Consider the following 19,957-nt stretch of genomic DNA (forward strand, 5'->3'; position numbering starts at 1 on the left):
ACCCCCCGGTGTCAGTTGACGTCTCCTCCGTTCCCCGCGTGCCCGGGGCGCTGCCCCTCCTCGGACACGCCTGGCAACTCTGGCGCGATCCCCTCGGCTTCCTCAACACCCTGCGGCGGACCGGGGAGGTCGTCCGGGTCGACCTGGGGACGCTGCCCGTGTACATGGTCACCACGCCCCGGCTGATCTACGAGGTGACCGTCCGGCAGGGGCGCAATTTCGAGAAGGGCCGGCTCTTCGACCGGGTCCGCCCCCTCGTCGGCAACGGGCTGGCCACCGCGACGGGCGAGGTGCACCGCCGCCACCGCCGCCTGCTCCAGCCGATGTTCCACCCCGGGTGCATCGCCGGTTACGCCGAGGTCATGGCCGAGCGGGCCCGGGCCCTGGCCGACTCCTGGACGCCGGGGCAGCACGTCGCCGTCGAGGAGGCGATGGCCGAGTACACGATCGAGACGCTGGCGGCGACGATGTTCTCCGCCGAGATCGCCCGCCCCGCCGTGGAGGCCGTGCGCCGCGATCTCCCGGTCATCCTCAAGAACATGCTGATGCGTGCCGCCTCCCCGAAGTTCCTCGACCGGCTGCCGGTGCCGGCCAACCGCGACTTCGACGCGGCGGCGGAGAACCTGCGCCGGGTGATCGACGAGGTCGTCGTCAACACCCGTGGCGCCGACCGCACCGGCCGCCCGGACCTGCTGACCGTCCTCCTCGACGCGAGGGACGCCGACACCGGGGAGGCGCTGACCGACGTCGAGGTCCGCGACGAACTCGTCACCATGCTCTTCGCCGGTACGGAGACCACCGCCTCGACCCTGTCCTGGGCCTTTTACGAACTCGCCCGGCACCCGGAGGTCGAGGAGCAGGTCGTCGCCGAGATCGACGAGGTCCTCGGCGACCGGCCGGTCGGTTTCGAGGACGTGCCCAGGCTCGGCGCCATCCGGCGCGTGCTCGACGAGGCCATCCGGCTCTACGGCGTCACCCTGCTGATGCGCCGCACCCTCGCCCCGGTGGAACTGGGCGGACACCTCATCCCGGAGGGCGCCGAGGTGGCCTTCAGCCTGTACGCGCTGCACCGGGACCCCGCCATCTTCGAGCGGCCCGACGACTTCGACCCCGACCGCTGGCTGCCCGAGCGGGCCGCGTCGATCGACCGGCAGTCCTACATCCCCTTCGGCGCGGGCAGCCGCAAGTGCATCGGCGACTCCTTCTCCTGGACCGAGGCGACGATCGTCCTCGCCACGGTCCTGCAGCGCTGGCGGCTGCGCCCGGCCCCCGGCCACACGCCGAAGGCGGCGGCGGCGGCGATGGCCCACCCGGACCACGTACCCATGATCGTCACGGTCCGGGAGAGGTAGCGGCGGCCCCGGCGGGGCCCGGCCGGGGCGGTCCCCTTCCCCCTCGCGCCGCCGGGAGCGGCGCCGCACGGGCCGGGCGGTCCCCGTACGGGCTCGCGGAACCGGGGGAGCGGCGCCGGGCCGGCGGACCGTCAGCGGGTCCCGGGCACCGTCCGCCCGCCGGGCCGGACGCCCAGGAGCCACAGCCGGCCGCGCTCCACGGTGAACTCGACGGCACACACGTCGCTGTAGTGGCCGTCCAGCCGCCGCAGGTGCGCGCACAGCTCCTCGTACACGGCCGGGGCGAACCGGCCCAGCTCCTCCAGCGGCAGCGGGTCGCGGACGCCGGCGGCGACGTCCTCGCCCTGCGCGTCCGGCAGGTAGACACCGGACGCGCCCGGCCCGCCGGCCGCCGGGGCTCGGGTGAGGGCGACGCCGCTGCCGGAGCCGGCGCCCCGATTGCCGGACACCATCGTCTGGACGGTCACGGCCGTGCAGAGGCCGCCGGGGACCCCCGCGCGACGCCGACGGGCCCGCGCCGGCCCGGAGTTCCACGAGGCGAGCACGGCCCGGACCGCCCGGCGCAGCTGCTCCGCCGGATCCTGGGGGAACTCCTCCCCGGTCCGCTCCGCGACGAGGTCCTTGTACGTCTCGACGACCCGGATCAGGTCACAGGCGTCCAGCCGCTCGTCCGCCACGTGGTGCTGCTCCCCGACCCGGTGCCGGACGCGTTCGAACAGCTCCGGCCCCACCCCCAGCACGACGGTCCCGAACCGCTCGACGAGGCGGCGGTAGGAGTCCCACGCGAACCGCTCCCGCGCCGGGGTCCCGGCCAGCCCCAGGACCGCGTAGTCGTTCAGCCCCACGTCCAGGACCGTTTCCGGCGGCCCCGGCACCGGCGCCTCCGCCCCGGGGCGGACCGCCAGCAGCAGCGGGTCGTCCACCTGCCCGAGCCGCCGCCCCTCCGCGCGTTCCAGTCGCGCCAGGTGCTCCGAGACCTCCCCGTCCAGCTCCGGCGGCGGGGCACCCGTCGCGGCGTACACCCGGCACGCCTCCGTCGAGACCGTGAACCCCGCCGGCACCGGCAACCCCATCCCCGCCATCTCGGCGAGCCCGGCGCCCTTGCCGCCCAGCAGGCCGGCCCGGTCCCGGCCGCCCTCGGCGAAGTCGTACACGTAGCGGACCATGGCAGTGCGTCCTCCAGGATCGGCCGGGCCGGCGGTGCCACCACGACCAGCGTGCCACCCCCGCCCGGAACGGGCGCCCGGGCGCACGGGTGCGGCGCGGGCGCGTGGCCGGATGGGCGCCGGGGCGCCCCGGTTCACCCGTGCGGGACCACCGCCACCGGGGACGGCGCGTGGTGCAGGACGGCGTGCGCCACCGACCCGATCCGCGGCCCCACCGGCGCCTGCCGCGCCCGGCGGCCGACCACCATCAGTCCCGCACCCGACGCGACCGACAGCAGCACCTGCCCGCCGCTGCCCAGCTCGACGTGCTCGGTCACCGGCACGTCCGGGTACCGCTCCCGCCACGGTGCCAGGGCGTCGGCCAGTGCCCTGCGCTCGAACGGCTCCAAGCCGCCCGCCTCGTCGGCCAGCGCCATGGAGCCCGGGCTGTACGTGTACAGCGACGGCAGGCTCCACGCCCGCACCGCGCGCACGCCGACGCCCCGGACGGCCGCCGCCTCGAAGGCGAAGCCGAGCACCGCCCCGCTCTCCTCGGGCCCGCCCTGCTGCCCGACGACGACCTCGCCCCCGGGCGCCGGGGCACCGTCCTCCCGCGGGACGCGCACCGCCACCACCGGGCGGGCGGACGCGGCGATCACCTGCTGTCCGTAGGAGCCGAGCAGGAACCCGAGGAGCGCCCCGCGCCCGCGCGCTCCGACCACCAGCATCTCCGCGCTGCCGCCGGCCTCCACCAGGGCCGGCACCGGGGTGTCCGCCACCAGGTGGGAGGTCACCGGCACGTCCGGGTGCAGACGGCGCACCTCCGCCTCCGCCTCGTCCAGGACCTTCCGCGCGCGCCGCGCCTCCGCCTCCCGCTCCCGCTCCACCGGCACGTCGAGGGGCTGCCACAGCCAGGCGTGCACGAGCCGCAGGGGCAGCCCGCGCAGCGCGGCCTCCCGCGCCGCCCAGGCGGCCGCGGCGAGGCTCTCGGGGGAGCCGTCCACCCCCGCCGTGATCGCTCGGGTCGTCGGGCCCTGCGTCATGGGTCGTCCTCCGTACGTCGCGGTGTCGATCCGTGTCTCACCAGTGTGAACGGCTCCCGGTCCGCGGGCACGGGCCGGGAGGCCCGGATTCCCCGCCAGGCCGGCCCGAAACGGGGGCCGACCGGGCGGGCCCGGCCCCCCGGTCGTCCCGGCGGCCCGGTCGGGTGGATCCTGGAGGCGGGTCCGGCGCCCCGCCGGTCCACGGACGTCCGACGCGTCGAGGAGGCACACCATGACCCGGACGCTGGAGTGGAAGGTCAACCTGGATCTGCTGGAGGACGGGGACACCACCGAGGCGCGCGCCGTCCTCGACACCGGCAGTTCGACGATCACCGGCCACGGTTCCGCCCGGCGCAACCCGCAGGACGAGGACGTCCCGCTGATCGGTGACGAACTCGCCGCCGGCCGTGCGATGGGCGATCTCGCCCGGCGGCTGACGCGTCTCGCGTACAAGGACATCGGCGAAGTGGGCGCGGGGATGCCCGGCGAGGGCGACTGGGACGCCCCGTGCGGCTGGTCGACGCCGAACCGCTGACCGGCCGGGCCCCGCCGGCCCGGCCGAACCGCGCCCGGGGCCGCGCGGCGGCGCGACCGGGCGGTCCCGGGCGCGCGACCCGTCCGGGCGCGCGAAGCACCCGCGCGCCCTCGGGCGAGTCCCCGTCAGCTCCGCGCGGCGCCCGTGTCGTCGGCCTCGTAGGCGAGCCGGTCGTCCACCGCCACGACCCCGTCGACCGTCTCGCACAGCCGCACCAGGATCGGCACGAGGCTCCTGCGCCCGAGGGTGCCGCTGAGCGTCACCGTGCCGTCGTCCACGTCGACCGTGACGGCGGACGGCGGCAGTCCCAGCGTGCGGGTCACCACGTCCTCCAGGATCTCCTCCTGGATCGCCCGGTCGCGACGGAGGAAGAGCTGGATCAGGTCACTGCGGCTCAGCACCCCGATGAGCCGTCCGGAGGCGTCCACCACGGGCAGCCGCTTGATGCGGCGGCGCTCCATCACCCGGGCCGCTTCGACCGCGCTCCACTCCGGCCGCGCCACCACGGCCGGGCTGGTCATCAACCCCTCGGCGGTGCTCGGCCCCTGCCCCCCGGAGGTGTGCCGGCGCAGCAGGTCCGCCTCCGACACCACGCCGACCGGCCGTTCGTCCCCGTCCACCACGGGTACGGCCGTGACGCCGTACTCGTCGAGCAGCCGCGCGATCTCCTTGAAGGAGGTGCCGGGCTGCACGGCCACGGCCTCCGGCGTCATCAGATCGGCCACGCTGCGGTGCCTCATCGCTCGTCTTCCCTTTCTCCGGACTCCGCCTCCGAGCATGCGGGACGCCCCGCCCCGGCGCCCGGCGCACCACGGCGCACCCCGGAAAGGATGAGGGGCGCGGGGAGGGGAGGCGTCCCCGGCCGGCCGCCCTCGCCCCGCAGCGCGGCGGATCCCGGGACGCAGGAGGAGGACGTCCTTCCTCCGCGCCCCCGGACGGGCACCGCGCGGCCCCTTCGGGCACCGCCGTCAGAACACGCCGCTGCCGTGCGGCGCGTACATGTCGAGCAGCCGCGCCCGCGTCGTCTGCAGCCGGTGGGAGAGGACCTGCCCCACCCACTGCGACAGCGCGTACCCGAACGCGGCCTCCGCCGCGCACAGCTCCCGCACCACCGCCGCGTCGAACTCCGAGGCGCGCACCGGGCTCATCGCCTCCGCGCCCAGCTCCCACTCGTACGGCGGGAACATCCACGACAGGCCCACCAGCTCGCCGTGACCGAGCATCTCGATCACGGCCGGGCGCGGACTGCCCGGCACCCGGGAGTCCAGGTTGACGGCACCGGTCCGGACGACCCAGAACCGGTCCGCCGGCTGGCGCTCGTCGAAGAGCCGGCGCCCCGGCTCGAAGGCGACCTCCCTGGAGAGGGCCATCAGCCGCTCCCGGTGCGGAGCCGGCAGGGCGTTGATCCTCGGAGCTCTGGTCATGTGAACCTCCTGGTGAACCCGCGCACCGAGTGTCGTCCGCCGCACCGCCCGGACGGCAGGGCCGACCGGGCACCGGGGGAGGGCCGACCGGCCCCGCCCGCACCCCCGGTACGACGGTGTCTTCCGAGCCTACTCACCACCGGCGCGCCCGGCCCGCCATGCGGATGCCGGGCACCGCGACTACGGTGATGCCATGTCCGGACCCGAGCACCACAGGGGCGACATCGGCCGCCGCGTCGCGGCCCGCCGCGAGCAACTCGGCCTGTCCCGTGAGGACGTCGCCCTGCGCGCGGGGTCGGCGCCCGGCTACCTCCAGTATCTGGAGGAGCAGGCCGCCGTCCCCGGCATGGGCTTCCTGCTGCGGCTCGCCGACGCCCTGGAGACCACCGTCGGAGCCCTCACCGGCGGCACCGCCGACCTGCCGCCCGGCGTGGGGCACGCGGCCTACCGCCCCGAACTGGTCGAGCTGGACCCCGGCGAGTGCTGGAGCCTGCTGGGCACCCACGGGGTGGGCCGCGTCGCCGTCACCACGCACGAGGGCCCGGCGATCCTGCCCGTCAACTACGTCGCCGGCGCCGGGGAGATCGCCTTCCGCACCTCGCCCGAGTCGCTTCCCGGCAAGGCGGCGGGCGGGGAGGTCGCCTTCGAGGTGGACCACATCGACGAGGCGTTCAGCCAGGGCTGGAGCGTCCTCCTCGTCGGCTCCGCCCGCACCGTCACCGAACCCGGGGAGGCCCGGGCGCTGGCGGAACGGGCCTTCACCACGCCGTGGGCCGGCGCCGGGCGGGACCTGTGGGTCGCGATCTCCCCGTCCCGCGTCACCGGCCGGCGCATCCGCGTCCACCGGGGGCCCGGCACCTGACCGCCCCCGCGGGGAGGGCGCCGGGCGGACCGGAGGGGTTCCACACCCGCGCGGACGAGGAACCCGCCCCGGAGCACCCGGGTGCGCGGTCCGCGCGAGCCCCCAGGAGGAGCCATGCACCACGACACGACCAGGGCGCCCGTCATCGCCGGTGTCGACGGTTCCCCCCACGCCTCGGCCGCCGTCCTGTGGGCGGCCGCCGAGGCGTACCGGCGCCGGCAGCCGCTGCACCTCCTGCACGCCACCGGTACGGAGGGCCGCGCGTCGGACGGGACCGCCGAGCGGGCACGCGCGGCCGGCCACGGACTGCTCGCGCAGACGGCGGACGCGGTCGCGCGGCGGTTCCCGGACGTGACCGTCGTGCGCCGCCTCGCCCCCGGCGACGCCGTCCGGGCCCTGCACGACGAGGCCGGCGCGGAGGGCACCGTCGTCGTCGGCCACCGCGGTCTCGGCGGCTTCGGCGAACTGCTGCTGGGCTCCGTCGGCCTGGGTCTCGCCTCGCGGGCCGAGGCGCCCGTCGTGGTGGTGCGCGGTGAGCGCGACCACGCCGCCACCGGGGTCGTCGTCGCCTGTGTGCGCGACGGGCGCGACCACGTGTGGGTGCGGCACGCCGCCCGCGAGGCCGAACTGCGCAGGGCGGTCCTGCGCCTCGTCGGTGCCTGGAGCCCGCTCGCCCGCACCGGGGACGCGTTGACCGCGCTCGACGAGGCCGGCGGCGCCGCCCGGCTGCGGCTGCGCGAGACGGAGGACCTCGCCGACGCGGTCCGCGGCGAGTTCACCGGGCTGACCGTCAGCGTCGAGGTGGAGGGCGGCCGCTCCATCGCCGGGCCGCTCGTCCAGGCGTCGCGCCGTGCCGACCTGGTCGCCGTCGGCGCGCACCGCCCCGCACCCGGAGCCGGCCGGGGCGTCGGGCACGTGCTCCACGCGCTGCTGCACCACGCGCACTGCCCCGTCGCGATCGTCCCGTACGAACCCCGTGCCCGGCAGGAGCGGTGACGCGCCGGGCGGGTACCCGGCGGAGGAACGGCGGGTACCCGCCGCCACGCCGTACGGAGGTGGGCTCCATGGCATCCGGGATGGACGAGAACCGGCTCCTCGCCGAGATCGAGAGGCTCCTCGCGCGGGAGGACCCCGGCCTGGAGGCCAGGATGTCCGAGCTCGCCCGGCGGCTCCCCGGGGATCCGGCGGACCCCGCGGCCGCGCCGCCCGGCGACCGCGACCGCGAGGGCGGGGAGTGCGGCCGGCGCCGGGACCGGCGCCGGGTCCTGACCCTCGCCGCCGTCGTGATCGCCCTCGTCGGCCTGGTCCTCACCGCGATCCTCACCCAGCCGTCCGGCCCGGGCGCCGGGACCACCCCGGGCTCCCCCGGCCGGGCTGCCCGCCGCGGCGGCACCGCGGAGCTGACGGCGTCCGGCGGCCGGCGGGCCCCCGCGCCTCACCGTCCGAGGCGCGGCCGCGTCCGGGCCGTCCCCGCCGGTCCGGGCCGTCCCCCGGTCCGAAAGCTCCCCCGGCGCGGGTGGCGCCGCCGCCGGATCCGTGCGGCGACGACCCGTCCCGCCACACGGGGCGGACCGGATCCCCGGCCGTCTCCGGGCGCGGGTGGCGTCCTCCGGCTCCGCCACCGCCGGCGCGGCCACGGGCCCCCGCCGCGTCCGCGTCCCGCCGCCCGGCCCGGACCGCCCCGGGCGTGCGGTGCGGCGCGCGGGCCCGGCCCGGCGGGCCGGTGAACTCCCGGCGGCCGCAGTCCGAAGGTCCCGGTACGGCGTGCGTAATTCCGGCGAACCACCTTCGTCGGCGCGGTTCCGGCGTGTCCGGGGAGCTCGGGACCGCGTTAGATTGGTGCCGCCCGCCACCCCTGCCGCACGCGGCCGGGGACGGAGCGGGAGCCGCCTGGCGCGGCCGCACCCGACCACCACGCACCGCCCGCCGCCGACCTTCACGCGCGCCCACACCGGGGGAGCCATGGCTGACGACGTCACCCGCACCGAGATCGCCGACCACCTCGCAGCCGTCTTCGCCAACGGCGCGGTCAGCCGCAGCGACCTGCTGATCGCCGCCGCAGGCGCCCGCCCCGAGGTCCGCGAGGTCCTGGAGGGCCTGCCCGACCGCCGCTACACCGAACTGCGGCAGGTCTGGGAGGACCTGCCGGCCGTCCCCGTCGGGATCTGAACCGGGCGGGAGGCCGGAGGGCCCGGCGGCGGACGCGGCCGCCCCCGGCCGGGTGACGGGCGGCCCGGGTGCGGCACCCACCGCACCGGGACGGTCCGCGGGGGCGGACCGGAACGTCCGGGCCGGTGCCGCCGCCCCGGGCGGCGGCACCCGGCCGCCCGCCCGAACGGGACCGCCGGAGGGTCTCCGGCCCCCCGCCCCGTGCCGGACGCCGCAGGCCCGGGGCGCTAACCGCGGGCCCGGTGCGCGGCCTCCGCGACGTCCCTGGCCCGCGAGGGGGCCAGGCGCAGCAGGTACGGGGTGCCGCCCAGCACCGCGCGGACGATCCCCCGCGGCACGTACCAGGGCTCCGCCACCCGCACCTCCGACAGCGGTGCGCTGTCGATCTCGCCGCCGCTGCTGTTCAGCAGCGTCAGCCGGCCCTCCGCCACCCGGACCCGGCCGGCCGTCGTCAACTGCCGCCATCCCCGCCGGATGAGTACGCCCCGCTCCTCGAATTCCCGTCTGGCCACGCTGCGCCCCCAGTCACCCACACGCCGGCCCTTGAGGGACCATACCCGCGCCGGGGCGGCGAGAAATGCACCCCCGCGACCCGGTCCGTGCTCCCCCCGGTGCCCACTGCGGGCCCCCGGCGTCCCGCCGCCGCGCCCGGAGGCGGCCGGGGATCCGGTCCGCCCCGTGTGGCGGGACGGGGCGTCGCCGCACGGATCCGGCGGCGCCCGGCGCACCCCTTCGCGGGAGGCGGCCCGCGTCCGGGGACGACGATCCCGGTGCCGCACCGGCGCCCGACACGAGTACCGGTGTTACAAATGAACGTGGTCACCTTTTCCGACCGGCTCCGGGGGGCCTCGGTCCGGTCACTGGCCGAAAGGCATCCACGCAGCGTCGCCGGGCAGGTGTTCGTCCTGCAGGTGGCGCTGATCGTGCTGCTGGTCCTCGGCACGCTCCTCGCCCTGCTGCTCCAGTCGCGGTACGAGGGCGACCGGGAGGCCCGCGCCCGGTCCGTCGCCGTCGCGGAGGCCTTCGCCCACGCGCCGGGCCTGTCGCAGGCCCTGGAGCGGCCCGACCCCTCGGAGGTGCTCCAGCCCGCCGCGGAGGCCGCCCGCAGGAGGGCCGGCGTCGACTTCATCGTGGTCATGGACGTCGACGGCGTCCGCTACAGCCACCCGCTGCCCGAGCGCATCGGGCAGCGGTTCGTCGGCACCATCGAGCCGTCCCTCGCCGGCAGGGTCCACACCGAACACGTCCGGGGTCCCCTCGGCGAGGAGGTGCAGGCCGTCGTGCCCGTCACCGACCCGGACGGCCGGGTCGTCGCCCTCGTCTCCGCCGGGCTCAAGGTGCGCAACGTCACCGGCGCCGTCGACCGCCAGCTGCCCGTCGTCCTCGGCACCAGCGCCGCCGGGCTCGCTCTGGCGACGGCGGGGACGGCCCTGGTCACCCGCCGACTGCGACGCCAGACCCATGGCCTCGGCCCGACCGAGATGACCCGCGTGTACGAACACCACGACGCCGTCCTCCACGCGGTCCGCGAGGGCGTCGTCATCGTCGGGGGCGACGGGCGCCTCCTCCTCGCCAACGACGAGGCGGTGCGGCTCCTCGGGCTGCCGGCCGGCGCCGAGGGGCGCCACGTCTCCGAGCTGCCGGGCCTCGATCCCCGCATGGCGGACCTGCTGCGCTCCGGCCGCCTCGCCACCGACGAGGTCGTCCCCGCGGCCGGCCGGCTCCTCGCCGTCAACCAGCGCCCCACCGGCCCCTACGGCGGCCACGGCGGCACCGTCGTCACCATCCGCGACACCACCGAGCTGCGCACCCTGTCCGGCCGCGCCCAGGTCGCCCGCAGGCGGCTCGACCTGCTGTACGACGCGGGCGTCGGCATCGGCACCACCCTGGACGTGGTCCGCACCGCGGAGGAGCTCGCGGACCTGGCCGTCCCCCGCTTCGCCGACTTCGTCACCGTCGACCTCGCCGACCCCGTGCTGCGCGGCGAGGAGCCCGCCGGCACCGGCGGCGACATGCGCCGCGCCGCGTCCCGGGGCGTCCGCGACGACCATCCGCTCTACCCGGCCGGCCGCATGATCTCCTTCGCCGCGTCCACGCCGCAGGCCCGCGGCTTCGATTCCGGGCGCGCCGAACTCGTACCCGACCTGTCCCTGGCCCCCGGATGGCGCGCGCAGGACCCGGAGCGGGCGGGGCGGATCGTCGCGTACGGCATCCACTCCCTGATCACCGTGCCGCTCAAGGCGCGCGGGACCGTCCTCGGCGTCGCCAACTTCTGGCGCTCCGGGAAGCCGGAGCCCTTCGAGGAGGAGGACGTGACCCTCGCCGAGGAGCTGGTCGCCCGGGCCGCCGTCGCCATCGACAACGCCCGCCGCTACACCCGCGAGCACACGATGGCCGTCGCCCTCCAGCGCAGCCTGCTGCCCCGGGCCCTGCCCGAGCAGAGCGCCGTCGAGGCCGCCCACCGGTACCTGCCCGCCCGGTCGGGGGTGGGCGGGGACTGGTTCGACGTCATCCCGCTCCCCGGCAGCCGCGTCGCGCTCGTCGTCGGCGACGTCGTCGGCCACGGACTGCACGCCGCCGCCACCATGGGCCGCCTGCGCACCGCCGTCCACAACTTCTCCACCCTGGACCTGCCGCCCGACGAGCTCCTCGGGCGCCTCGACGACCTCGTCGGCCGCGCCGACCAGGACGAGGCCGGGACGGACGGCGTCGCCGGCATGACCGGGGCGACCTGCCTGTACGCCGTCTACGACCCGGTGACGCGCCGCTGCGCCCTGGCCAGGGCCGGACACCCCGTGCCCGCGCTGGTCCACCCCGACGGGACCGTGGAGTTCCCCGAGCTGCCGGCCGGCCCGCCGCTGGGCCTCGGCGGCATCCCGTTCGAGACCGCCGAACTGGAACTGGCGGAGGGCAGCGGGCTGGTGTTCTACACGGACGGACTGATCGAGGAGCGCGACCGGGACATCGACGTGGGCCTGGAGCTGCTGCGCGAGTCCCTCGCCCACCCGGGCCGCGATCCGGAGGAGAGCTGCCGGGCCGTCCTCGACGCACTGCTGCCGGCCCGTCCGGGGGACGACGTGGCGCTGCTGATCGCACGCACCCGCGTCCTCGGCCCGGACCGCGTCGCCGACTGGGACGTGCCGTTCCACCCCGAGGGCGTCGCCGGACTGCGCGCCGCCGCCCGCGAGCGGCTCGACGCCTGGGGGCTGTCGGAGGCGGCGTTCGCGACGGAGCTGATCCTCAGCGAGCTGGTCACCAACGCGATCCGGTACGGCTCGGCCCCGGTGCACGTGCGGCTCATCCACGACCGGAGCCTGACCTGCGAGGTGTCCGACGGCAGCAGCACCTCCCCGCACCTGCGGTACGCGGCGACCACCGACGAGGGCGGCCGGGGCCTGTTCCTGGTCGCGCAGCTCGCCGAGCGCTGGGGCACCCGCTACACCGGGCGGGGCAAGGTCATCTGGACCGAGCAGCCGCTCCCGGGGGCCGGCGCGCACGGGGGCGGGCGCGGAGCCGACCCGCCCTCCGGCACCACCGGGGCGGCCCCCCGGTGACCCCTGCCGGAGCGCACCGGGCGCGGCGGGGGCGTCCTGTCCCGACGGCCCTCCGCGCGGGCGCCGCCCCGGCCGACGCGGGGGCGGCGCGGTCGACGGGGCCCGGGATCACCGGTCTCTGCCGACCTCCTTGTTGATGGCCGCGGGGGAGTCGTACTCCCTGTCGGGCAGGGACTCCAGGGCGTCCATGACCTCCTTGCCGGCGCCGTGCTCCTTCGCCTGCCGGACGATCTCGTCCTTGGACGCGGGGTACTCGACCCCGCCCAGGTTCTTCTGCATCTCGATCGGATTCACCTTCATGGCCGGCGAGTACCGCGCGCACGATTCATCACACCGCTCGGTGCTCCGCAGGGCGAACCCGTCACGGTTGCATCACAATGTCGTGTGAAGGTCGGTCAGTGCGGGCATATCCCGCGCGGGAGGGCGGGCCCCGCTCCGGGGCGCCGCCGCATCACCCGGCTTCTTCGCACACACCCGGGGAGACGCGTCTGGCCGTCCTCCCCTCTCACCTCACGGCGTCGGAAAGGCAGGTACGCCCATGCTGTTGGCGCATCCCGCTGTGCTTCGAGAGCTTGTCGCCCGGTACGAATCCCTGTGCGCCGCCGCGCAGGACCATGCGATCGCGCCGGACCTGCAACGCCGCCTGGACGACGTGACGTACACGCTCTGCGTGACGACCGGCACCCGGAAGCTGGAGCACGCTCTCGCGGCCGCGCGGGCCAGACTGGCGGCCACGGCGGCCGGCTGAGGGAAGGGTCCGGCGGCCCCGGTCCAGGGGTAGACCGGGGCCGCCGCGGGTGTCCGCAGGGGAGAGCGGAGCACCCGGCGGCGAACACGCGGGGCGGCGCGAGGAGGGAGCGCCGCCCGGTCGTGTTCGGCCGACGGGCATCGCACACGCCGTGCCGGCGCGGCGGTGCTGCCGTGCGAGCAGTAAATATATATACCGTTGAGTAAGCAAGGGCATGAAAAATTTCATGCTCCCCGGTGGCCGAAAAGAGCGGTGCCGCCCGGCCGTGCCGGACCGGCCGGAGCGCCGGTCGGACCGCTCGCGCCGCCCTCAGTCGTCGACGAAGAAACCGTGCTGCAGTGCGGCCTGTTCGTACCGCTCCAGCCGCGCCTGGGTACGCTCGGGTTCGGCGTCCGCCATCGCCTGGAGCACCGCCGCCGACAGCACGCCCGGCGCCGAGTAGGAGTCGAACACGAGGCGCGAACCGGCCGGTGCGGTCAGTGCCGCGTCCGACTCCTCCACCAGCGGCCCCATGGTCAGATCGCTGATCAGCGCGACGCGCAGACCCGTGTTCCGCGCCGCCCGCACCGCCGCCAGCGTCTCGTTCGCGTGGCGCGGCATCGCGTACGCCAGCACCCACGACCCGCCCGCCTCCCACGCCTGGAGCAGCGCGTCGTACGCGACGCTCCCGCCCCGCGTCACCACCCGCACGTCGGGGTGGATGCGCCGCGCCGCGTACCCGAAGTACTCCGCCAGCGAGGCCGAGATCCGCAGCCCCACCACCGTCAGGGGAACAGAACGCGCCAGCCGCCGCCCCACCTCCAGTACCTGCCCCGGATCGGCGAGAACGCGTCGCAGGCTCTCCAGGTTCTCGATCTCCGCGTCGACCGCCGCCTGCAGTTCGTTGCTCCGGATCTCCTCCCGGGACTCCGCCACCCCCGCCACCGCGCTCAGGGCGATCGGCTGCAGCGCCTCGCGCAGCGCCGGGAAGCCGGAGTACCCCAGCGACGTCGCGAACCGCGTCACCGACGGCTGGCTCACCCCGGCCCGCTCCGCGAGGTCCGTGATCGACAGGAACGCGGCCTCGGTCAGATGGTCCACCAGGTACTGCGCGATGCGCCGCTGCGCCGGGGACAGGCGGTGGCCGGTGAACAGGGCCCGCACCCGTTCCGCGGACCTCGGCTCCGGCTCGGGGGCCCGCCGCCCCGGAGAGATCGCGGCCGCCTGCGCGCGTGCCCGCCGCCCCGATGGCACTGATGGCACGATCCGCCTCCTCGTCGTCCCAATTCCGCCCAACATAGCTGACGCCGGGTCACGGCCGGGCGGGGCGGACGGCCCGCCGGAAGCGCGCGCCTCCCCGCCGCGCCCGCCGCGACCGTGCGGTCGGTACGGCTCTCCCGTACCCGGGCGGGCCCCGCCCCCGGGCCCGCCCCCGGCGCCCGGGTTTGCCGCCCCGGGCCCCGGCAACCCGGGGGAGGACACCCGAGGAAGCCGCCGGAAACGCCGGGAGGTACGCCATGGCAGCGTCCGACCAGATCAGCGCAGAGCTGTGGGACGAGTTCCACACGGTCGTCAACATGACCTCGCGCGAACTCCAGGAGTGGCTGAGCACCCAGGCCGCCGGGGAGGAGACCGAGGAGCTCCCCGACCGCGCCGGGCCGCGCACCGGCCGCCGCGTCCTGGAGATCCTCGGCAAGCGGCGCACCGACCTCACCGAGGACGACGTCGCCGTCATGCGCCGCGTCTGCGACGTCGTCCGCTCCCAGCGCGACACGGACCTGGAGCCGCGGGCCGGCGGTACCGACTGGCGCCACGGCCTGATGAACATCGGCCACGACCCGCTGAAGCCCGTCTGAGCGGCGCCGCCCACCCCTCCCGCGTCCACCCCTCCCGCGTCCACCCCTCCCGCGTCCACCCCTCCCGCGTCCGCCCCTCCCGCGTCCGCCCCTCCCACGCCCACCCCTCCCGCGTCCGCCCCGGCCGCCCCGCCCCGGCGGCGGGGCCGGACGGCCCCGGCCGACCCCGCTCGGCGAACGGACCCCCGCCGCCCCCGCCGGCCGCACGCCGAACGGCGCGGCGCGCTCCCCGACCGGACGGGCGCCCGGGACCGCCGCCGCGGTCGCGCCGCACCGAAGGGCGGGCCGCCCGCCCCGCGGGTCGACGCGTCCGGCCCGCGGGACCGCGCCCGTCCGGCCACCTCCGCCGGTGCGGCCGGACGCCCGACGGCTCGCCGAAGGCGCCGAACGACGCGGCGGTGGGGTTCCTCCGCCCTCGTGGACGGTCTCCAGCGGGTACGGCCTTCCCCCGGCGGCGGAGCGCGGGGCGCCCACCACGGCGTCGGCCTCGTCGAACAGGTCGGTCGCGGACCTCCCACGCCACCGGCGCCGGTGCCGCAGCCGGTGGACGCGGCCCCGGCGACCGGGCCCACCGGCGTCGGCCTCGTCGGAGCCGTCCGCGCCGGTCCCCGTTCGTCCCGGTTCGCCGAACGAGCGCGGTCGGTGCCGGGGAGCCTGCCGACGCCGCCCGGCGGCCGCGGGTTCCGCGCCACCGCGGTCGAGGCCCTCCCCGTCCCCGTCCGGGAGGATCGATGATCCGGAGGGCGGGGCTCAGGGCCAGGACGGCTCCCGGCGCGGTACGACCACGATCTCGCCCGCCACGCTGCCGTCCGGTACCGACAGGGCGTAGAGCACGGCGTCGGCGACGACGTCGGGGCTCTGCAGCATCGACACGTCCGTCTCCGGGAAGCGGTCCATGATGAACGGCGTCTCCATGCCGCCCGCCAGGATGCCCGTCACGCCGATGCCCGGGCAGTCGCGCTGCGCCTCCTTGAACAGCGTGTGGGTGAACGCCCGCAGCCCCGTCTTGCCCGCCGCGTACGGACCGGCCTCCGTCCAGGTGCGGTTGGCCGCCGTGGACAGGATGTTCACGATGTGGCCGCCGCCGCGCGCCACCATGCGCCGGTAGGCCTCCAGGCACAGGTACACCGGCCCGAGCAGGTTCGTCTGCACCACCCGGGTGACCTCGTCGGCCGTCAGGTGCTCGATGGGCTTGGAGACGTCCACGGCCGCGTTGTTGACCAGCACGTCCACCGCCCGGTCGGCGCCGTCCAGCTCCCGGAAGACTCCCGCCACCGCATCCGGGTCGCGGACGTCCAGCTCCACGAAGCGGGCGTCGCCGCCGTCCCCGTTCAGCTCGTCGCACAGCTCCCGCGCCAGCTCCTTGCGCACGTCCGCCAGGAGCACCGACGCGCCCGCCCCCGCCAGCCGCCGCACGATGGCGGCGCCCAGCCCCCGCGCCCCGCCGGTCACCAGGGCCTGTCTGCCGCGCAGGTCGACCCGTACTCCACTGCCGCCCATCCGGAGCCTCCGCCTTCCTCGGGTGCGTACACCGACTCCCCACTGTGACCCGCCCGGCACCGTCCGGCACCTCGGAGGGGCCCTGTGAGCAAGGACACGGTTTACCCGTGTCCCCACCGCCGTAAGGCCGTTGCCGCCCCGCGCGCGGTCCGGCGGGGCCGGGAGAGGCGCAGGTCACGGCCGCGGCGGGCGCGGACTGCCACGATGGTCCGCGCCCAGCCGCGGCGGGGTGGCGGCACGGGCGCGGCCCGTGCCGCCACCCCGCCGCGATCCGCCGTTCGAGCCCCCTCCACCGCCTTGCCTCCTTCCTCCCCGACCACCGCGCCCGCCCGGTCCGCCGCCACCGGCTCCTCGCCGTGGCGTTCGCTCTCGTACCGCGGCATGCGCTGGTGGTCCGTCGCGAACCTCGTCTCCAACACCGGCACCTGGATGCAGCTGACCGTGCAGAACCTGCTGGTCCTGCAGATCACCGGCTCCGCCGCCGCGACCGGCCTGTCCCTGTCCGTGCAGGCGGCGCCCGGACTGCTGATGGGCGTGGCCGGCGGCGCCGCCGTCGACCGCTGGCCACGCAAGCCGACCGCCGCGGTCGGCCAGGTCCTCCTCGGCCTGGTCGCGTTCACCACGGCGTTCCTGGTGGCGGCCGACCGGCTGGGCCTGGGCGTGCTGATGGTGCTCGCCGCCGTCACCGGCCTGATCGCCACCGTCGACGGCCCCGCCTGCGCGCTGCTCGGCAACGACCTGGTGCGCCCCGAGGACGTGCCGTCCGCCATCGGGGTCGGCTCCCTCGTCTCCAACGCCGGGCGCCTGGCCGGCGCCGGTCTGGCGGGCGTCGCGGTCGCCTTCCTGGGCACGGCGTCGGCGTACGCGGCCAACGGGGTGTCGTTCCTGTTCGTGGCGGCGGTCGTCCCCTTCCTGCGGCCCGTCCGCGAGGCCGCCGCGGCCGCTCCGCCGGCGTCCGCCGACCGGGCGGGGGCCGGGGGCGCGACGACGGCGCGGGAGGGACTGGCGTTCTTCGCCCGCCGCCCGCGCCTGGTGGCCCTGGCCGTGGTCTCCGGCACCAGCGCCGTACTCGGCCGCAACTACGGGCTGACGCTCGCCGTCCTCGTCACCGGGCCGCTCGCCGGGGGCGCCGGGGCGTTCGGCGCCGTCTCCACCGTCCTCGCGGCCGGCGGCATCGTCGGCGCGGTCCTCGGCGCCCGGCTGCGCAGGCCGTCCGTACGGCTGGTCGGCACCCTCGCGGCGGTCGGCGGCCTGCTCCAGGCCGCCGCCGGGCTCTCACCGTCGCTGGCGGTGCTGCTGGTGCTGGTCCTGCCGATGGCCGTCGCCGAGTCGGTGTCCGACACCGCCGGGACGACCGTCCTGCAGACCGACCCGCCGCCGCACCTGCGGGGCCGCGTCCTCGGCGTGTGGGGCAGCGTCCGCACGGTGTGGGGCCTCGCCGGACCGCCGGCGCTCGGCCTGCTGATGGAGCTGGCCGGTGCGCGCGGCGCCCTCGTCCTGGGCGGCCTGCTCATCGCGGCCGTCGTCCTGGCGGGCCGCGTCGCCCACGGCCGCCGCTCCCCGGCCCCGGCCCTGCCCGCCCCCGCCGCCCGCACCGTCCTGGGCACGGCGGCCTGACCCCCGGGGGCGGGTCCCGGTGGCGGACGGCGTGCGGCGCCCCGCCCGCCACCGGGACCCGGGGCGTCCGGCTCCGCCGCGGGGCGCCGCTCAGTCGCGGGCGTGACGGACCGCCGCCCGGGCCGCCCGGTGCGCCAGCAGGGTGGTGGAACGGCCGTCCAGGTACGGAAGGACCACCGCCTGGCCGCCCCAGCCGCGCAGCACCTCCGCCTCGGGCAGGTCCTCCGCCGAGTAGTCCCCGCCCTTCACCCACACGTCGGGCCGCAGCCGCGTCAGCAGCTCCGCAGGGGTGTCGCCGTCGAACACCGCGATCGCGTCGACGCTGCCCAGCCCGGCCAGCACCCGCGTCCGGTCCGCGACCGGGTTCAGCGGGCGGCCCGGCCCCTTGAGCCGCGCCACCGACGCGTCGGAGTTGACGCAGACGATCAGGCAGTCGCCGATCCGCCGCGCGCTCTCCAGCAGCCCCACGTGCCCGGCGTGCAGCAGGTCGAAGCAGCCGCCCGTCGCCACCACCGTCCCGCCCCGCGCCCGCACCCGCTCGGCGAGCGCGAAGGGGTCGGCGACCGGCGGCCCGTGCCGCCCCGGCACCGGCGGGGTCCGCCACAGCGCCGGGTTGCCCGCGCCGCCCGCCGCGACGAACGCCGCCGCCTCCGCGACCCCCCGTTCCACCGCCTCCTCCGGCAGCGCCCCGTCCGCCAGCGCGGCGGCCGTCGCCGAGGCGAAGCAGTCGCCCGCGCCGCACGGGTCGCCGGCCGCCCGGTACGGGACGGGCACCAGCATCGGCGTACCGGCTCCGGGCCCCGGCCGGGTCAGCAGCACCCCGCGTTCGCCGAGGGTCACCGCGACGGCGGCCGCCCGCCACCGCTCCGCCAGCTCCGAGCCCCGCCGCGCGTACGCACGCAGCGTCTCGCCGCCCCCGTCGGAGCCGAGGGCGCGGGCCTCGGCCGCGTTCGGGGTGGCGATCCGCACCCCGGGCACCGGCGGGCCGCCCCCGGGTGCGGGTCCCACACGACCGGGACCCGCGGCGCGACGGCCGCCAGCAGGTCCCGCACCGCGCCCGCGGTGTGCCTCCCGTAGTCCGCGACCAGCACCGCGTGCGCGCCGGACAGCGCGGCGCGGACCGCGTCGCCGGGCTCCCCGGGGTCGCCGCCGCCGCGGTCGATCCGCACCAGGGGCCGGCCCGAGGCCAGGACGCGGGTCTTCACCGGCAGGGTGCCCCGCAGCGGCAGCTCGACCAGCCGGACGCGGCCCTCCAGGGACAGGCGCACCGCGTCGCTCGCCGGATCGTCGCCCAGCGCCGTCACCAGCACCACCTCGCGCCCGCCCCGGGTGGCGAGCGCGGCGGCCAGCCCGGCGCCGCCGGGCCGCCGGTGGTCGCCCGTCACGTCGACGACCGGTGCGGGGGCGTCGGGCGCGAGCCGCGTCGACACGCCCTCGATGTCCTCGTCGAGCAGCGCGTCCCCGACGACGACCAGCGGCTGCCGGGCGCTCACGACATCCTCCGCCGCACCGCGGCCGGTTCGAACGCGCCGGTCCCCTGGCCGGCCCGCCGCGCCGGGCCCGCCTCGACCGCCGCGTCGAAGCACTCGCACAGCACGTGCACCGCGACCAGGTGCGCCTCCTGCACCGTGGCCGTCGGCGCGGCGTCCACGCACAGCGCCTCGTGCGCCGCCTCGGCCAGCGGGTTCGGTGCGGGCCCGGTCAGCGCCCACACCCGCATCCCCGCCGAGCGCCCGGCCGCCGCCGCCGCGACCAGGTTCCCGCTCCGCCCCGACGTGGACAGCAGCAGCAGGACGTCGCCGGGGCGGCCGTGCGCGGCGACCTGCCGGGCGTACACCTGGTCGAAGCCGTAGTCGTTGCCGATCGCGGTCAGGCTGGACGTCTCGGCGTGCAGGGAGATCGCCGAGTACGCGGGCCGCTCGCGCCGGTACCGGCCCACCAGTTCGGCCGTCAGGTGCTGGGCCTGCGCCGCGCTGCCGCCGTTCCCGGCGGCCAGCAGCCGGCCCCCGCCCGGCAGGACCAGCGCCAGCCGGGCGCCCCACCGGGCGATCCGGTCCAGGTGGTCCCGGCGGAACCGGCCGACGGCGTCCTCCAGGGAGGCGCAGTGCCGCAGCGCGGCCTCGCGCGCGGCGGGGGGGAACCCGTGGGGGAGGGAGTGTTCGCTCATGTGTGT

The 19,957-nt window shown here is 77.3% G+C and carries 19 protein-coding genes and 1 pseudogene; 10 read left to right on the plus strand and 10 right to left on the minus strand.

The window, feature by feature from the left end; translation table 11 throughout:
- The first annotated feature begins 8 nt into the window (after nucleotides 1-8).
- Entirely contained in the window at nucleotides 9-1,352 is a 1,344-nt protein-coding gene (locus LUW75_RS23030; protein WP_250337315.1) for a cytochrome P450, read from the plus strand.
- A 131-nt stretch (nucleotides 1,353-1,483) separates the two neighbouring features.
- Here LUW75_RS23030 and LUW75_RS23035 read toward each other — a convergent pair whose 3' ends face one another.
- Nucleotides 1,484-2,518, minus strand: a complete 1,035-nt coding sequence (locus LUW75_RS23035; protein WP_250337316.1) for a PEP/pyruvate-binding domain-containing protein — start codon at nucleotides 2,516-2,518, stop codon at nucleotides 1,484-1,486.
- Between the two features lie 134 nt (nucleotides 2,519-2,652).
- The gene (locus LUW75_RS23040; protein WP_250337317.1) at nucleotides 2,653-3,540 is read right to left on the minus strand and encodes a universal stress protein; all 888 of its coding nucleotides are present in this window, start codon (nucleotides 3,538-3,540) and stop codon (nucleotides 2,653-2,655) included.
- Between the two features lie 232 nt (nucleotides 3,541-3,772).
- On the opposite strand from LUW75_RS23040, the gene LUW75_RS23045 reads away from it, so the two are divergent.
- Nucleotides 3,773-4,075 (plus strand): DUF1876 domain-containing protein, encoded by a 303-nt coding sequence (locus tag LUW75_RS23045; protein WP_250337318.1) that lies wholly within the window; start codon nucleotides 3,773-3,775, stop codon nucleotides 4,073-4,075.
- 125 nt (nucleotides 4,076-4,200) lie between these two features.
- On the opposite strand, the gene LUW75_RS23050 is transcribed toward LUW75_RS23045, so the two are convergent.
- Both LUW75_RS23050 and LUW75_RS23055 read right to left on the minus strand, forming a co-directional pair.
- Nucleotides 4,201-4,815, minus strand: a complete 615-nt coding sequence (locus tag LUW75_RS23050) for a CBS domain-containing protein (RefSeq protein ID WP_250337319.1) — start codon at nucleotides 4,813-4,815, stop codon at nucleotides 4,201-4,203.
- Between the two features lie 228 nt (nucleotides 4,816-5,043).
- Nucleotides 5,044-5,499 carry a Crp/Fnr family transcriptional regulator gene (locus tag LUW75_RS23055; RefSeq protein ID WP_250337320.1) on the minus strand — a complete coding sequence of 152 codons (456 nt, stop codon included), beginning with the start codon at nucleotides 5,497-5,499 and terminating at the stop codon, nucleotides 5,044-5,046.
- Between the two features lie 193 nt (nucleotides 5,500-5,692).
- On the opposite strand from LUW75_RS23055, the gene LUW75_RS23060 reads away from it, so the two are divergent.
- The 4 genes from LUW75_RS23060 to LUW75_RS23075 all read left to right on the plus strand — a co-directional run bounded on the left by LUW75_RS23060 (nucleotide 5,693) and on the right by LUW75_RS23075 (nucleotide 8,530).
- On the plus strand, nucleotides 5,693-6,361 hold the full coding sequence (locus tag LUW75_RS23060) for a helix-turn-helix domain-containing protein (protein ID WP_250337321.1): 669 nt from the start codon (nucleotides 5,693-5,695) through the stop codon (nucleotides 6,359-6,361).
- A 114-nt stretch (nucleotides 6,362-6,475) separates the two neighbouring features.
- Nucleotides 6,476-7,357, plus strand: coding sequence for a universal stress protein (locus LUW75_RS23065; protein WP_250337322.1), 882 nt, complete (start codon nucleotides 6,476-6,478; stop codon nucleotides 7,355-7,357).
- Nucleotides 7,358-7,425: 68 nt separating this feature from the next.
- Nucleotides 7,426-8,088, plus strand: a complete 663-nt coding sequence (locus tag LUW75_RS23070; RefSeq protein ID WP_250337323.1) for a DUF3040 domain-containing protein — start codon at nucleotides 7,426-7,428, stop codon at nucleotides 8,086-8,088.
- 235 nt (nucleotides 8,089-8,323) lie between these two features.
- Nucleotides 8,324-8,530 carry a DUF2795 domain-containing protein gene (locus tag LUW75_RS23075; RefSeq protein WP_168440582.1) on the plus strand — a complete coding sequence of 69 codons (207 nt, stop codon included), beginning with the start codon at nucleotides 8,324-8,326 and terminating at the stop codon, nucleotides 8,528-8,530.
- Between the two features lie 227 nt (nucleotides 8,531-8,757).
- Here LUW75_RS23075 and LUW75_RS23080 read toward each other — a convergent pair whose 3' ends face one another.
- Nucleotides 8,758-9,042, minus strand: a complete 285-nt coding sequence (locus LUW75_RS23080) for a hypothetical protein (protein WP_250337324.1) — start codon at nucleotides 9,040-9,042, stop codon at nucleotides 8,758-8,760.
- A gap of 297 nt (nucleotides 9,043-9,339) precedes the next feature.
- On the opposite strand from LUW75_RS23080, the gene LUW75_RS23085 reads away from it, so the two are divergent.
- Nucleotides 9,340-12,084 (plus strand): SpoIIE family protein phosphatase, encoded by a 2,745-nt coding sequence (locus LUW75_RS23085; RefSeq protein ID WP_250337325.1) that lies wholly within the window; start codon nucleotides 9,340-9,342, stop codon nucleotides 12,082-12,084.
- A gap of 108 nt (nucleotides 12,085-12,192) precedes the next feature.
- Here the strand turns inward: LUW75_RS23085 and LUW75_RS23090 are convergent, their stop codons facing one another.
- Nucleotides 12,193-12,384 carry a DUF2795 domain-containing protein gene (locus tag LUW75_RS23090; RefSeq protein ID WP_250337326.1) on the minus strand — a complete coding sequence of 64 codons (192 nt, stop codon included), beginning with the start codon at nucleotides 12,382-12,384 and terminating at the stop codon, nucleotides 12,193-12,195.
- 238 nt (nucleotides 12,385-12,622) lie between these two features.
- Between LUW75_RS23090 and LUW75_RS23095 the strand changes: the two genes are divergently transcribed.
- On the plus strand, nucleotides 12,623-12,832 hold the full coding sequence (locus LUW75_RS23095) for a DUF5133 domain-containing protein (protein ID WP_010472554.1): 210 nt from the start codon (nucleotides 12,623-12,625) through the stop codon (nucleotides 12,830-12,832).
- Nucleotides 12,833-13,141: 309 nt separating this feature from the next.
- On the opposite strand, the gene LUW75_RS23100 is transcribed toward LUW75_RS23095, so the two are convergent.
- Nucleotides 13,142-14,065 (minus strand): MurR/RpiR family transcriptional regulator, encoded by a 924-nt coding sequence (locus LUW75_RS23100; RefSeq protein WP_250337775.1) that lies wholly within the window; start codon nucleotides 14,063-14,065, stop codon nucleotides 13,142-13,144.
- A 263-nt stretch (nucleotides 14,066-14,328) separates the two neighbouring features.
- On the opposite strand from LUW75_RS23100, the gene LUW75_RS23105 reads away from it, so the two are divergent.
- Nucleotides 14,329-14,667: a DUF3140 domain-containing protein gene (locus tag LUW75_RS23105; protein ID WP_250337328.1), complete on the plus strand. Its 339-nt coding sequence runs from the start codon at nucleotides 14,329-14,331 to the stop codon at nucleotides 14,665-14,667.
- 750 nt (nucleotides 14,668-15,417) lie between these two features.
- Here LUW75_RS23105 and LUW75_RS23110 read toward each other — a convergent pair.
- Nucleotides 15,418-16,167 (minus strand): SDR family oxidoreductase, encoded by a 750-nt coding sequence (locus LUW75_RS23110; protein ID WP_250337329.1) that lies wholly within the window; start codon nucleotides 16,165-16,167, stop codon nucleotides 15,418-15,420.
- 381 nt (nucleotides 16,168-16,548) lie between these two features.
- On the opposite strand from LUW75_RS23110, the gene LUW75_RS23115 reads away from it, so the two are divergent.
- On the plus strand, nucleotides 16,549-17,784 hold the full coding sequence (locus tag LUW75_RS23115; RefSeq protein ID WP_250337330.1) for an MFS transporter: 1,236 nt from the start codon (nucleotides 16,549-16,551) through the stop codon (nucleotides 17,782-17,784).
- Between the two features lie 90 nt (nucleotides 17,785-17,874).
- Here the strand turns inward: LUW75_RS23115 and rfaE2 are convergent.
- Both rfaE2 and LUW75_RS23125 read right to left on the minus strand, forming a co-directional pair.
- Nucleotides 17,875-19,277: pseudogene (rfaE2, locus tag LUW75_RS23120) on the minus strand (D-glycero-beta-D-manno-heptose 1-phosphate adenylyltransferase).
- Nucleotides 19,274-19,951: a D-sedoheptulose-7-phosphate isomerase gene (locus LUW75_RS23125; RefSeq protein ID WP_250337331.1), complete on the minus strand. Its 678-nt coding sequence runs from the start codon at nucleotides 19,949-19,951 to the stop codon at nucleotides 19,274-19,276. The pseudogene rfaE2 and the gene LUW75_RS23125 overlap by 4 nt, the downstream one beginning before the upstream one ends.
- Nucleotides 19,952-19,957 lie beyond the last annotated feature (6 nt).

The sequence above is a fragment of the Streptomyces sp. MRC013 genome, from assembly GCF_023614235.1.
Classification (GTDB): domain Bacteria; phylum Actinomycetota; class Actinomycetes; order Streptomycetales; family Streptomycetaceae; genus Streptomyces.

What these genes read in the sequence shown, in the direction of transcription:
- LUW75_RS23035 (WP_250337316.1), bottom strand. Translation starts at nt 2,518, where the DNA reads ATGGTCCGCTACGTGTACGACTTCGCCGAGGGCGGCCGGGACCGGGCC.
- LUW75_RS23115 (WP_250337330.1), top strand. Translation starts at nt 16,549, where the DNA reads ATGCGCTGGTGGTCCGTCGCGAACCTCGTCTCCAACACCGGCACCTGG.
- LUW75_RS23085 (WP_250337325.1), top strand. Translation starts at nt 9,340, where the DNA reads ATGAACGTGGTCACCTTTTCCGACCGGCTCCGGGGGGCCTCGGTCCGG.
- LUW75_RS23040 (WP_250337317.1), bottom strand. Translation starts at nt 3,540, where the DNA reads ATGACGCAGGGCCCGACGACCCGAGCGATCACGGCGGGGGTGGACGGC.
- LUW75_RS23060 (WP_250337321.1), top strand. Translation starts at nt 5,693, where the DNA reads ATGTCCGGACCCGAGCACCACAGGGGCGACATCGGCCGCCGCGTCGCG.
- LUW75_RS23090 (WP_250337326.1), bottom strand. Translation starts at nt 12,384, where the DNA reads ATGAAGGTGAATCCGATCGAGATGCAGAAGAACCTGGGCGGGGTCGAG.
- LUW75_RS23050 (WP_250337319.1), bottom strand. Translation starts at nt 4,815, where the DNA reads ATGAGGCACCGCAGCGTGGCCGATCTGATGACGCCGGAGGCCGTGGCC.
- LUW75_RS23105 (WP_250337328.1), top strand. Translation starts at nt 14,329, where the DNA reads ATGGCAGCGTCCGACCAGATCAGCGCAGAGCTGTGGGACGAGTTCCAC.
- LUW75_RS23095 (WP_010472554.1), top strand. Translation starts at nt 12,623, where the DNA reads ATGCTGTTGGCGCATCCCGCTGTGCTTCGAGAGCTTGTCGCCCGGTAC.
- LUW75_RS23070 (WP_250337323.1), top strand. Translation starts at nt 7,426, where the DNA reads ATGGCATCCGGGATGGACGAGAACCGGCTCCTCGCCGAGATCGAGAGG.
- LUW75_RS23075 (WP_168440582.1), top strand. Translation starts at nt 8,324, where the DNA reads ATGGCTGACGACGTCACCCGCACCGAGATCGCCGACCACCTCGCAGCC.
- LUW75_RS23110 (WP_250337329.1), bottom strand. Translation starts at nt 16,167, where the DNA reads ATGGGCGGCAGTGGAGTACGGGTCGACCTGCGCGGCAGACAGGCCCTG.
- LUW75_RS23065 (WP_250337322.1), top strand. Translation starts at nt 6,476, where the DNA reads ATGCACCACGACACGACCAGGGCGCCCGTCATCGCCGGTGTCGACGGT.
- LUW75_RS23045 (WP_250337318.1), top strand. Translation starts at nt 3,773, where the DNA reads ATGACCCGGACGCTGGAGTGGAAGGTCAACCTGGATCTGCTGGAGGAC.
- LUW75_RS23125 (WP_250337331.1), bottom strand. Translation starts at nt 19,951, where the DNA reads ATGAGCGAACACTCCCTCCCCCACGGGTTCCCCCCCGCCGCGCGCGAG.
- LUW75_RS23055 (WP_250337320.1), bottom strand. Translation starts at nt 5,499, where the DNA reads ATGACCAGAGCTCCGAGGATCAACGCCCTGCCGGCTCCGCACCGGGAG.